The organism is Flavicella sp. IMCC45537, from assembly GCF_057197705.1.
In genome coordinates this window covers 3714679-3728765 of sequence record NZ_CM170067.1, presented here as the reverse complement: position 1 = coordinate 3728765, position 14087 = coordinate 3714679, and the positions used below count along the sequence as shown (strand labels likewise).

10 protein-coding genes are annotated in these 14087 nt (G+C 33.1%); 2 read left to right on the top strand and 8 right to left on the bottom strand.

The genetic code is table 11. From position 1 onward, the window contains the following. Positions 1-25: 25 nt before the first annotated feature. Positions 26-1738 carry a TonB-dependent receptor gene (locus AC2DGP_RS15160; protein ID WP_484490906.1) on the top strand — a complete coding sequence of 571 codons (1713 nt, stop codon included), beginning with the start codon at positions 26-28 and terminating at the stop codon, positions 1736-1738. 61 nt (positions 1739-1799) lie between these two features. Further along, positions 1800-2936 (top strand): MBL fold metallo-hydrolase, encoded by a 1137-nt coding sequence (locus tag AC2DGP_RS15155; RefSeq protein ID WP_484490905.1) that lies wholly within the window; start codon positions 1800-1802, stop codon positions 2934-2936. Between the two features lie 16 nt (positions 2937-2952). Here the strand turns inward: AC2DGP_RS15155 and AC2DGP_RS15150 are convergent, their stop codons facing one another. The 8 genes from AC2DGP_RS15150 to trpC all read right to left on the bottom strand — a co-directional run bounded on the left by AC2DGP_RS15150 (position 2953) and on the right by trpC (position 14074). Further along, positions 2953-3444, bottom strand: a complete 492-nt coding sequence (locus AC2DGP_RS15150) for a hypothetical protein (protein ID WP_484490904.1) — start codon at positions 3442-3444, stop codon at positions 2953-2955. A 10-nt stretch (positions 3445-3454) separates the two neighbouring features. Further along, positions 3455-5713, bottom strand: a complete 2259-nt coding sequence (locus AC2DGP_RS15145; RefSeq protein WP_484490903.1) for an FUSC family protein — start codon at positions 5711-5713, stop codon at positions 3455-3457. A gap of 124 nt (positions 5714-5837) precedes the next feature. Further along, the gene (locus AC2DGP_RS15140; RefSeq protein ID WP_484490902.1) at positions 5838-9317 is read right to left on the bottom strand and encodes a PPi-type phosphoenolpyruvate carboxykinase family protein; all 3480 of its coding nucleotides are present in this window, start codon (positions 9315-9317) and stop codon (positions 5838-5840) included. Positions 9318-9472: 155 nt separating this feature from the next. Continuing rightward, positions 9473-10240 carry a tryptophan synthase subunit alpha gene (gene trpA / locus AC2DGP_RS15135; RefSeq protein ID WP_484490901.1) on the bottom strand — a complete coding sequence of 256 codons (768 nt, stop codon included), beginning with the start codon at positions 10238-10240 and terminating at the stop codon, positions 9473-9475. 23 nt (positions 10241-10263) lie between these two features. After that, complete coding sequence (locus tag AC2DGP_RS15130; protein WP_484490900.1) at positions 10264-11325, bottom strand: T9SS type A sorting domain-containing protein; 1062 nt, start codon at positions 11323-11325, stop codon at positions 10264-10266. Between the two features lie 88 nt (positions 11326-11413). Continuing rightward, entirely contained in the window at positions 11414-12601 is a 1188-nt protein-coding gene (gene trpB / locus AC2DGP_RS15125) for a tryptophan synthase subunit beta (protein ID WP_484490899.1), read from the bottom strand. 31 nt (positions 12602-12632) lie between these two features. Then, positions 12633-13244: a phosphoribosylanthranilate isomerase gene (locus tag AC2DGP_RS15120; protein ID WP_484490898.1), complete on the bottom strand. Its 612-nt coding sequence runs from the start codon at positions 13242-13244 to the stop codon at positions 12633-12635. A gap of 38 nt (positions 13245-13282) precedes the next feature. Further along, the gene (trpC, locus tag AC2DGP_RS15115; protein WP_484490897.1) at positions 13283-14074 is read right to left on the bottom strand and encodes an indole-3-glycerol phosphate synthase TrpC; all 792 of its coding nucleotides are present in this window, start codon (positions 14072-14074) and stop codon (positions 13283-13285) included. Between the last annotated feature and the right edge of the window lie 13 nt (positions 14075-14087).

Genomic DNA, 14087 nt, shown 5'->3' with positions numbered 1-14087 from the left:
TCTCAATACACAAGACAACAATACAATGAAAAATATTTTTATTTTCCTTCTTTTAATTTCCTTTACGGCTTTTTCTCAAAAAGAAAAAGACAGTGTAAGTACAGAGGTTATTAACGTAGTTTCATCCTATAAGCCAACCATTTCTGATGCTTTTAAAGCAAATGAAACACCAGATATATCAGTTGAAACAAACGACAAAAGCAATATGAAATATGGGATCAAATCTAATCCTATAAAATCAGTGTTCAAGCCCTATTCTGGAGGTTACAAATCTGCAAAAACCAACTATAAAAAATCTGAGTACCCAGATTACCTAAAAGTGGGCTATGGTAATTATGGAACCCCTTTAGTTGAGGCTTTTCTTTACAAAAGAAAAAAAGAGCATGAAGGTCAAGTTTTTCTTTATAATAAAGCATCAAATGGCGGTATTAAAAATGTTGTTCTGAACGATAGCTATTTGAATACTAAAATCGCCTTGAATTATAAAAACCATAAAAAGGCCCAAACATGGGAAGTTGGAGCTAGCTACCAAAGAGACATGTATAATTGGTATGGTATCCCTGACGATATGCTGGTTTATAATGATGACGTAATCTCGTCAATTAATGAAAAGCAAACCTACAATCATCTTGTATTAAAAGGAAGTATCTTATTAAAACAGGAATGGGTTTCGGAAAACGAAGCTCGACTTGAAAAATTCTCTGATAAACATGGTAGTAATGAAACAAGATTTTATTATTCTCCTACTTTTACTTTTCCAATACAAGACAAAAAAGTAGATACCAAAGTTACTTTAGATATCCTCCATGGAGAATTTGAAAAGGACTACGCCAATGTTATGCCTATCAACTATGGCTTTTTAAACCTGGGGGCAGAAGCATCATACCCAATCGAAAAGAAAGACCTTTATATTTCTCTGGGTGCTAAAATTTTATATAACTCAGATTTAGAAAACAACAAAGGTCGCTTTTTTATCTACCCAGATATCCATGCAAACTTTGCTTTGATTGATGAACTATTAAATATTTATGGTGGATTTACCGGTGGGTTGATTCAAAATTCATATCGTAGTATTACACAAGAAAATCCATATGTTTCTCCTACCTTGAATATTAAACCGACTAGTAATACGTTTAAATTATTTGCTGGATTCAAAGGTAAAATGACCTCGACAATCTCATACGATGTGAACGCCTCTTATGCTCAGGAAAAAGACAAATTATTATTTCGTTCTAATCAAAACTTAACTGATGGGACTATTACATTAGTTAACGGATACCAAGCAGGAAATTCTTTCTACACGCTCTATGATAAGGTAAACACATTCGGGCTTTTTGGCCAATTAGCTGCTAGTTTATCCAAAAACATAGAAACAGGTGCTTCTATTTCATTATTTTCTTATGCAATGGACAAAGAGGATGAAGCATGGAATCTACCTCCTTTTATAGCTTCTATCTTTGGTACTTATTCTTTTGGAAAATGGAATACCAAAGCAGAACTTTATACAAAAGGACCTCGTAAAGATATTTTAATCGCATCAGACGGCATTACAGAAACACAAGTAGAACTTGATGCTTATGTAGATATTAACTTATCTGCCGATTACACCTTTAACAGAAAATGGAGTGCTTTTATTGAGTTTAATAACATCCTCAACACCAATTATGAAGTGTATTCCAATTTTCAAGTTCAAGGTTTTCAAGTTTTAGCAGGTGGTATTTATAGATTTGATTTTTAATCATATTTTAAGATAAAACTAGAGGTTTTATAGAATGAAATAACCTAGTGAAGCTAAACTAATGACTAAAAAAATATTCTCAAAAATAATGATTGTTGCACTTTTAATAATAGCGTTGCTATCAGTAGCATATTTGCTCTTTAATAATTATTATCCAAGCTTAGGGGCTGACATTTCAGAAAACAGAAAAACTTTATATAAAAAATCTGCTCAGTTCAAAGATGGGAAATTCAATAACACCGCGGCAGTTCCAAAAGACCTAAGTCTCAAGGAAAAACTTAAACTTGCCTACACATTTTTCACAACGAAAGTACCGAACGGCAGACCAAAAAAGAATTTAGATGTAATTAAACTTGACTCTACACAAGTAGCAGAATACGATGAAGGTCCTAGAATGGTTTGGTTTGGTCACTCTTCCTTTTTATTACAGATTGAGCACAAAAACATTCTATTAGATCCTATGTTCGGTCAAGTAGCCGCTCCGCATGATTTACTTGGAGAAAAAAGATTCAATGAAGAAATGCCTCTTGCAATAGAAAAAATGCCACAAATTGATGCAGTTATTTTTTCTCATGATCACTACGATCATTTAGATTACCCAACCATCAAAAAAATAAAACACAAAGTAAAACATTACTATGTTCCCTTAGGTCTAGGTGCTCATTTAGAAGACTGGGGAGTAAATAAAAACCAAATTACGGAAATGGATTGGTGGGAAGATACCGCCTTTGGAACTTTAACATTAAGTTGTACTCCTGCTCAGCATTTTTCAGGAAGAAAACTTAACAACAACCAAAGTACTTTATGGAGTTCATGGGTGATCAAATCTCCTAACACAAGCGTTTTCTTTAGTGGTGACAGTGGTTACAGTACACATTTTAAAGAGATAGGGAACAAATACGGACCTTTTGATTTAGCCTTAATGGAATGTGGTCAATACAATGAGAAATGGTCAGATATACACATGATGCCTGAAGAAACCGCACAAGCAGGTCTGGATGTAAAAGCATCGAAAATAATGCCAATTCATTGGGCTGGATTTAAACTAGCACTGCATAACTGGAAAGATCCCATAGAGAGAGTATCCATCAAAGCCGCCGAACTAAAATTAGAGGTGATTACTCCCAAAATAGGAGAAAATATAAAAGTAAAGGACTCTGTAAATAATTATAAAAATTGGTATAAAAACTTAAATTAAGGACCCCATGCCACTATTAATCTACCAGCAAACTTAATGACTTTAGATAATCATTACCAATGGCAACGGTACTTACTTCTGAATAATCACAACAAATAACCTCGCCCCATTCTGCATTTGCTGTTAAAGTTCGGAGTTCAAACCCCTCCGTTTCAACTTTTGTTATTTTACCAACAACCATTTCTTCTTCATCGTCTGTATCAAAATGAATTAAACAATTTTGATTCATGATCTGAGAAAATAAATTTTGATTGTTATTCAAATCAAAATTTTCTGTCGCAGAAAGACTTGCATATTTTTTGGCAAATATTTTTTCTTTAAATATTTCAGACTCCTCTCTTAGAATTTCATCTACCCTTATTTTATGAATCAATCGAAATCCTTCTAAAATGAAATCATTTTGATTATCTCTTAACAAAATCCACTCCTTTCCATCATCTTCAAAAACACCGGTTACTTCTTCATCCCAATCTTCTATTAATATTGAGTACACCTTATTTTTTTTCATAGTTACTGCTTTATACATTAGAATCTGCGTTTAACTTTTTATGATATACACTTATTTTTTGGATCAAATTTTCCGACAACGAAAACAAATATGACAATTGCTCCAATATCACTTGTGTTTGACGTATCTCTAAAGATACCTCTGATATTTCTGCTTCTTTACTTTTATCGTCTACAGCAATTTTACTGTATTTATGAGTCAATTCATCGTACCTCTTCTCAAAAGAACTTTTGGCCTCAATGATTTCATCTTTTGCATGAATTTTACGCATCTCTTCCCCTCGAATCACCTGTCGTGCATTGGTTAAATTATCTACAATATTCACCACAAAAACGGAAAATTGATCGGAATGTTCATACAACTCATGTTTTCTAACAAAAGTTCCTAATGAGGCTAAAGACGACAAAAATGTATTTGCCAAAACTACTATATCATATATCTCAGAGAAATACCTCCTTTTCTTTTTAGGTTCTTGTGTCATGCGTTGAAAAGCAGCATTTAACTCCCCCATCGCCAAAAAGGAGTTTTTTCTTGACAATTTATAATCTTCAATATCTACATTTTTTCCATCATATACTTTTTCGATATTTTTAAGGTATACACGGTTTGTTGAGAGTGTATCCAAAACAGAATCATATACAGTCATAAATTCCCAAGATGGAAATAAAAATAAATTCGCAAGCATCGCAATACCACCTCCTACAAGGGTATCAATAATTCTAAACTGAATGGCATATAGCACATTCGGGCTATACATTGCATACATAAATACAATATGAAGCGTAATAAATATCGCAAAGGTTCTATAATTCAACTGCACCAAAGCAAGGGCTAATATCAAACTTAATCCCGCTAGAATTCCAAACACCAAAGTACTATCTATTAGGTAAACAACAATCAACGCAATAATGGCTCCTAAAAATGTTCCCACTACACGATGCTTCATCCTTTCTTTTGTTAAACCATAACTTGGACGCATAATGACAACTAAAGTCAATAAAATCCAATAAGAATTTTGAATCTCAAAAAAATGTCCCAACAAAAAACCGAAAATCATCGCAATGGAGAGACGCAAAGAATGCCTAAAAATAGAAGACTTTAAACTAAAGTTAACTACTAATTTATTCCAACCATAATCTTGAGGTGTTAAAAAACGAACATCACTATTTACATTTTGTGTCAGTTTATTATTTTTTGTCAGCACATTTAGAACCCTCTCTAAAACTTTTATCTTTTTTACCTGAGAAGATTGATACTCAAATAGATTAACTAACATATTGAATCCATCTCTACCATCGATTTCACCTTCAGTATTTTTATAATCGTCAATCACCTTTTTTATGGTCTTTAACTTGACATTTAAATCCTTGTTGACCTTTACTTTTTCATCTCTGATGATGACTTTAGAAATATAATGTAAATGCGCTGCCATTTCTTCAATTAGAGAAACAAATGGCAAGATATATTCTTGCTTATTTTCAAATATTTTATCTACTTTTTTATAATTAATAGGATTCGCAACTGCCAATTCTAACATATCAACCAGCTCAATAAAAATCAACAGCTTCCTTCTAATCCTATTAGAAAGTCCAGATTTTTCTCGACTTGTTAAAAGTACATCGCGTAATGTTTCATGTTTTGTGGTAAGTTCAGCCTGTAAACTAAATAGTTTTGTATTTAGCTTTTCTCTTTCTTTTTTCTCTACCAGTAACTTTGCTCGGGTTTCTAAAAACTCCGCTGTCAAAGTCATCGTATCAGAAAGTAATTCCTCAATATACATTTTCGGATTTAAGAAATTTGCAAAACTTGCTATTAACAAATACCAAACCCCTCCTATAAATACATATAGCGTATAATCTAAAATAGACATTTGAATATAGGTGTGCGCAAAACTCACTACAACTGCCATCAATCCTGAAAGAGATACCAAAGAAGCCCTAAACCCATATACTGAAATATAAGAAATTGCAAATGTTACTACTCCTAGAACAGGCAAGGCCAACCATATATTAGAAGCCACATAGCCAACAATTAAAGTCGCTAAGGTTGTTAGAATTATAGATACTAACATCCCATAAGTTCTATGTTTTACACTTCCTGGGCTATTAGTAGATGCGTTATAAAAAACTCCTAGCGCAATAGCAAAACCAATATGTGCTGCCTCTAACACAAAATGAAATAAAAGAATTGGCACCAAAGAAGCTATTATAAAAGTAACACCTTTATAAAAATCAGCACTAATAATAAAACGTCTTATAGTATCTAACATGATCACTTCGTTTGCGAGGCAAAGTTAAAAATGTTATCTCAACTAGCTACATTTAAATCTAAATAAACAACACAAAAAAAACTCCTTCAAACGAAGGAGTTTTACAAAACACAAACACTAATAATTAATGAACAAATAGAGGGTCAGCTCCAATAGTTCCAATAATACTTTCTAAATAATTTTGAGAACTTGTTTCCTTAAATTTAGTTTTCACTTTATCCAATCTATCCAAAATTCCCATTTCAGATACGATATTGACATTACTTGGGTTTTCTATAAATTCTTCCAAGTAATTAATTTGTTTTGTATAAAACTGAAGATCCTTTTGTTGTTTTAATTCTAATCTTTCTTTATACCAATCACTATTTATAATATAATCTCTATCAAAGAATTTTCTTAATTCAGGATCACTAATTTCTTTTCCTTCATAAGTTCCATATGCCATTATGTGTAATAGAATTTTTAAAGGCGGAATAGCTGCTTCTACACTTCCATCTTCAAAATATCGTAAAGCTACCTTTTTCTGTGCCTCTACAATATTGTTAATCCCATCCACATAATCTTCCATACCTTGTAATTCAGGCTGCAGCATTGATTCGTCAAATACGGCTGTCGGCTCATCAAAAATTCTATTCATGCAACGTAAAGCAAAAATATCTGTAATTCTATAGCCTAACCTACTCGCTAAAACTTTCTTCCCTTCAAATTCAAAATCATCAATTTTTTCCAAAGATCCATTTTCTATTAATTTTTTAGGATCTCTATCTTCTGGCATCAAACGAGCCCAAATTTCAGGAATTAGCAAACTCACATCATGGTCTACTTTGTTTTCTGCACCAATATAACCTGCTGCTGTACTAAAGGCATTGGATTCAGTTAAAATATGAGATAGCAATGCATTATTTAAATCTGTGGTTGGTGTTAGCATATTAAATGGTCCTTTTGTTAAAGCTCCTTCCGAACCTGCTCCTGTTGTTGAGGGTGATTTTCCGGTTAAACTACAAACAAAGTCCATAAATAATTCTGGAGCTTCTTGGTAATGAATTGGATTATATACAGCTAAAGGTCGGATACCTGCTTTTTTGTCTACAGGGTTATTTCTCCTTCCGGGTAATACAGCATTTACAACATTCACTACTTCTTCATCAGCCTTTACCTTTCTAGAAAGTCGCACTCCAATTTCTGCTAAATAGCTAGTTTCATTTTCCTCTACAAAAACATTTGGCTCCAAATAACGTGGATTTTTAGTAGGACCATCTGCTACGATTCGTGTGTGAGAAGGAACTACAAAATACTCCTCATCTTTCTCGCTATCAACAATACTTTTGATCAAGTCTTTTACTGGCTGCGTATATTTATCAAAATTTATTGTATCCTCAAACAACTCAATCGCATCACTCTTGCGCATCAATTCATAATTAGTTAAAAAGGTATTGTCCGATACTAAATCTTTTTCTGCTCCTTTGTCATAACCTCTAACTACAGCTTCATCAGGTCGCTGAAACAAATGCGCCTCACAATTGGCCGTTACTTTTATACTCTTATTTGGATACTCTGGATTTAAGTTTTTTATTTGACGACTAGGCAAAGTAATAGAGGCCGAAATATCATCTTCCGTTTGAATTTTTAAACTAGGTGCAAAATCCGATCGTAATTTATTCAGCATCCAATCACCATTTTGATTGAAACCAATTCTTACGTAACTACCAACAACCTCAATTCCATTATATTTTAAATTACTTCCCTTTTGTCCATTAATAACCTCAACCGACATACAATCCTTCCAGTTTAGTTTTCTATGATCTCCTCTATACAATCGTTTTACAAACAAAACTAGAGACCTAATATGAACAGGAATATTACCCAAGAAATCATTAAATTCTTCTGAATTATCGTCGTTAGGGATTAACAATTTCACAGCAGATCCCAAAGTTCTATCCGGACTCAAAAAAGACCTTGAAGGAGCTAAACTAGAATCATAATTTTTCCATCGTTTTGAATAATCATATTCTATAATTTCATCTGCTAATTGAAAATCTTTTTCAATATCCTGTAAATTAAAAGATTTATAGGTAATCGCATTTTGCATAGATTTTGAAATCTCCGACTTCCCCCCCCCAGAAACCGTACAAGGTTTGTGACAGTTGACACCTTCCGCGGCAGTAATTAAAATCCTCCATAAATTGATACTTTGATGCTTCTCTAAAGAAAATTTATTTCCTGTTGGATGTACATAAGTTTTATCGGGTGATAAAATCAACTTCTGCTGTTTCCCTTCATAATTCCACGTAACACTATTGGTATTGGTATTAAAGTAGGCAGATTGTGGCACATAAATAATATTTGGATACTTCTTATCGATACCATAATTTTCTGGTTGCACTTCAATTCTATCTCCTAAGAATTTTTTAACTTCTGTAAAAGTACGTCCTGTGGTATCTTTTCCCATAAATGATTTTCCGTCTACGATATCTCCCATAACCGCTCTCGGGAAAGCCACAGCTCCTCCTGAATGTTCTTCCTCTAACAAACCATATAAATTAGCAGAATAACTTATTTGAGTTTTGATCTCTTTTTTAGAATAACCAAAATAATTGTCGGCGATTAAAGTTACCACAACCCCACTAGAATCTCTACAAGTTATTTTAAAGGCGCTTCCGTTATTGTACAACTCATTTTCAGCTTTCCAACACATTCCATCATTCTTCTGACGGTCTGTAGCATCGTCAAAATGAGGCAATCCTAACTCTTTTTTCTTTAAAGTTTTTAAATGAGGTGCTAATACAATACACCCTGTGTGCCCAGTCCAAGTTTCAGGATCTAAAGCAGCATCATTTTGCGATAAATTTGGATCTCCAGCATTTCCAAAAATAGATTCTACAAAATCTAAGTTACTTACTAAACTTCCTGGTGCAAAGAAATGCACCTCCATGCTTTTTTTAGGCATTACTCCTTTTACCTCTGGACAAACCATTGGTCGCATTAAAAGAGACACCATCACTTTTGCTTTATTCTTTTGGCTAGAAGTAAAAGGCAATGTTTTTAAATCCTCCGTAGGGTTAAATGCCGCAGATAAAAAACGAGCAAAAACCTGTTTAGGAACTTCAAACTTATCCAAAGGAACTGGCAATTCCCCTTCTACTATATGAAAGGTTCCTTTGGTTGTTCTTTTATCATGAATAGGATTATTTAAAATCCCTTGTTTAATTCTGGTAGATGTAATATTCTCACTAATAAATTCATCCCCATCAGGTGGTAAACTTATTTGTCTTGCATGCCCCGCTTTTGTCAATACCAAGGTATCATTTGGTAGAGTAATTTTTTCATCTAAGGTAACATCTGCTAAATAGGAATCAATAAAATTCTGAATTCTTTGATCAATAGGTGTCAAATGTTTTGATAGTAGACGCGTAGATTCTTTTAAATTTTTCACCAAACCACTTGTCAACTCATGGAAGTTGGGATTACAATATTTGAATTCACTTTCTTCTTTATCTTCAAATATTGGCTGCCCTAAAGTAGCTAATTGAAGATTTATGTAACGTACCGTATCTTTACGATTTCTAATTACTTGCTCCTGGCTAATCTTCTTATTTTTTTCCATCTGTACTTATTTTTGTTCCTATTTTATCTCATTACTCAACAAATTTAGGAACACATAGAGTCAAAAAATATGTTATTTATCATACTTTTATAAAAGCACAAAAAAAGCTCTTAAATATTCTTTAAGAGCTTTTTAAAAATGTTATTGATGGTAAATTATCCTATAATTCCATGCACAAATTTATCTATAGTTCCAACACCTTCATCTTTCAAATGATTCACAAAAGCGGACCCAATAATTGCCCCATTCATATAATCGCAAGCGGTATCAAAAGTTTTTTTACTAGAAATACCGAATCCAACAATTAATTTACTCTTTAAATTCATAGATTTAATTCTATTGAAATAATCTATCTGTCCTTGAGATATTTCTCCTTTGGCTCCTGTAATAGACGAAGAGGCAACAACATATATAAATGAATCACTCATCTCGTCAATTTTAAGAATTCTTTCTTCTGATGTTTGAGGTGTTATTAAAAATACATTACTGATACCGTATTTTGCAAATAAAGCTTTGTAATGATTTTCATATTCTATCATAGGTAAATCAGGAAGAATAACCGTTTCTACACCACACTCTTGACATAATTCACAAAATTTCACTTCTCCATATTTTAGTACTTGATTCAAGTACCCCATCAATACTAAAGGAGCTTTTACAGTACCTTTAACCTCTTTTAATTGCTCAAAAATAATATCTAAATTTATACCATTACCAAGAGCAACTGCACTACTATACTGTATCGTTTCACCATCAGCCATAGGATCTGAATAGGGTAACCCTACTTCTATAAAATCTACACCATTCGCATCTAAATCTTGAATAATTTTTTTGGTATCATTCAGTTCAGGAAAACCCGCTGAAAAAAACACAGAACACAATCTATTCTGTTTATTATTTAGTACATTATTTAATACACTCATCTTTTTACATTTTGTGTCATTTTCTAATTTGAAATGACTAATCTTTTTGAAATTTTTTGACCTTCAATATTACATACTAGCATATAAACTCCAGTTTTGACATTGCTAATATCAATTGCATTCTGTACCGGACTCACCAATTGTTGAATAACTAGTTGTCCATATAAATTATATATTTTAATATTTGTCTTTTCAGTTAATCCACTAAATTGAACGATACCGTTTGCAGGGTTTGGATAAGGAGCAAAACCTGTATTAAGAACTTCTTCTGTAGACAAGTTTTCATAGTCGGTTACATTTTTATAATAATCCATCTTCCCATCCCCTTTTCCAATAAAAACATCTTCATCACCATCACCATCAGCATCTACAAATAGTGGAGTTGGGTACAATTCGTTGAAATCTTTAAAAGGATTTAAAGCTACTTCATTTTCAAAAGAAGGTGCATCTTTAGACCCCACGTTTTTATAATATAATATTCCTTGACTGTCTGATACATTCGTATCCAACCAACCAATAAAAACATCTAAATCGCCATCTAGATCAGCATCAACAAATGTAGGACCATAGGATCTAGAACCAACATGGGTTACTGCACCAAGCGGATTCAAAACACCAACTCTTTGCTCAAAATTTGCTACTATTTTTGTTCCTGTATTTTCATAATATGCAACTCCATTAGTATACCCAATAAATAAATCTAAGTCATCATCATGATCAATATCAACAAAAAAAGGAGATGCTTTGGAACCTAAATTAATTGCCGATAATGGGTTTGCATCCTCTACCTGTTCTTCAAACAAATCAGGTGCATCATTTGTGCTTACATTTTTATAAAAGATAATTTTACCTTCACCAGTTCCAATAAATAAATCATAATCATCGTCAAAATCAATATCTATTGGCACAGATGAAACTCCTGAACCTAAATCTACATTTTCTAACGGGTTATCACCTTCTAGCTGTTTTTCAAAAACCAAATTTTGCGAAATTACACTACCTACCATAGAAAAAAACAACAGTAAAAAAAAGGATATTACAGTGCGTAATTCTCCAGCATCATTCTTAAATTTTATACTCTTCATCTTCAAACTACATTCTTCTATTTCAATTTCTATAATTCTATTTCAAACAAATATACTGATATTTTGAGAGGAACTAGTTAACTAAGTTTTATGCCTTTAAGTTGTCTATATACGTTTGCAAATCTTTATCTCCTCTACCGGATAAGTTCACCACTATTACCTGACCTTCTTTGATATCCATCTTATCTAAAGCAGCAAGGGCATGAGCCGTTTCTAAGGCAGGAATAATCCCCTCTACTCTAGAAAGTTCATAGGCAGCATCTAAAGCTTCTTGATCCGTGGCATTTAAAAACGTAGCTCTTTTGGATTCATATAGGTAAGCATGCAATGGTCCAACCCCAGGGTAATCTAATCCTGCTGAAATAGAATATGGCTCAATAATTTGACCAAATTCATCTTGCATTAAAATAGTTTTACTTCCGTGTATTACACCAACTTCACCTAATTGAGAAGTCGCTGCACTTTCTCCACTATTTACTCCCAAACCAGCAGCTTCTACAGCAACCAATTCCACATTTTCATTTTCTAAATAATGATAAAAAGCCCCAGCAGCGTTACTACCACCACCAACACATGCCACTACAGTATCTGGGTTTTCATTCCCTGTTTGCGCTAACAACTGTTCTTTGATCTCTTCGCTAATAACTGCTTGTAAACGAGCTACCATGTCTGGATAAGGGTGAGGACCTACAACAGATCCAATTAAGTAATAGGTTTCTTCTGGGTTCCCAATCCAATCACGAATTGCTTCATTGGTTGCATCCTTAAGAGTTTTACTTCCGCTCTTTGCTGGTACTACCGATGCTCCTAACATTTTCATACGAGCTACATTTGGCGCCTGACGTTCAATATCAACCTCTCCCATAAAAACGATGCACTCTAAATCCATTAAAGCACATACTGTAGCAGTTGCAACCCCATGTTGGCCCGCACCAGTTTCAGCAATAATTCTCTTTTTACCTAAGTGCTTCGCCAATAAAATTTGACCAATTGTATTGTTTACTTTATGCGCACCTGTATGACATAAATCTTCTCTTTTTAAATAAACCGAAGCATTGTGTTTTTTCGACAATCCTTTAGATAGATACAATGGAGTTGGTCTACCAACATATTGATCTAAAAGGTATTTATATTCTTTTTGAAACGTATCAGAATAGATAATCTCTAAATAGTTATCTTCTAACTCTTTGATATTTGGGAACAGTAATTCAGGTATGAATGCTCCACCGAACTGACCGTAGTACCCTTCTTTTGTTGGTTGAAATTTTGGTTTCATTTCTATACTTTTATTTATATCCTTAAAAGGATTATTTTATATTATTTAAAAACTCTTTTAGCAAATTGACATCTTTACAAGCTGGTTCTGTTTCAAACTTACTATTCAAGTCTAATGCATACACAGGTAAGTCCGACTTCAATATCTCCTTCACAGCAGTAACCTCGTTTAACCCAATACCTCCACTTAAAATAAAGGGCACTTTAGAATTGTATTTTTTTAAAACATTCCAATCAAAAACATATCCATTTCCGCCTGGATGCTCTCCTTTTGTATCAAACAAAAAATAATCTACCACATTTTCATAAGGAGTCAACAACTCAAAGTTAAAGCTCCCTTTGATAGAAAAAACTTTAAAAACCTCAACTTGTAATTCTTTTAATTGTGCACACAATTCAGTTGATTCATTACCATGTAATTGAACAGCTTCAAGTTTATATTGTAGTATTTTATCATGTATAAATTCAAAAGAAGCATCAACAAAAACTCCTGTTTTTTTAATAGAATTTGAAATGTTTGGTATTATCCCTGTAAAATTTCTAGCTGATTTTTCAAAAAATATAAAACCCAAATAATCTGGTTGTAAAGCAGCAATTTCCAGAATATTCTCTGGGCTTCCCATTCCACAAATTTTTATTTTCATATTTTTTGATTTATTTTATTGGACAGATTGATCACTCTTTATCTCAATTGATCAATAAATTCTTTACAAGATTTCCCAGGATCTTCTGTTTTCATAAAATTCTCACCTATTAAAAACCCTTCAAACCCATATTCTTTTAAACCTGTTATCACTCTAGGATCACTAATTCCACTTTCTGAAACTTTTATACAGGTATCTGGTATTTCAGCTGCTAGAGCAATAGAATGTTCAAGATCAACCTTAAAAGTTTTTAAGTTTCTATTATTAATCCCTATTATTTTACCATCCAAATCAGAAATTTTATCCAACTCCTCACGACCATGGACTTCATACAATACACTCAACCCTAAGTCCTCAGCCAAATTGCCATAATTTTTTAATTCCTCAGCTGTCAAACATGCTGCAATTAGCAAAACAGCATCTGCTCCAATCGCTTTTGCTTCCACTATTTGAAAACCATCAACCACAAAATCTTTTCTCAAGATTGGTCGAACCGTATTTACTTTCCTTGCATTCATCAAATCAACCATGGTTCCACCAAAATACCTAGTATCCGTTAAAACAGATTGAGCTGCTACATTCGCATCTAAATAGCCTTGGGTTACTTCCTCTACGGTAGACTTATCATTGATAATTCCTTTTGACGGCGATTGTCTTTTGAACTCTGCAATTATTCCCGAAGATCCTTTTTCGGTTAACGAAGTAGCCAACGATAGTGGTTCTCTTTTAAACTCCGGACTTTTTACTAATTGTTGTATCGAAACTTCTTGACGAATTTTCGCTACTTCTTGCTTTTTAAAATCTACTATTTGCTGTAGTATATTATTCATTTCCATCTTTCCT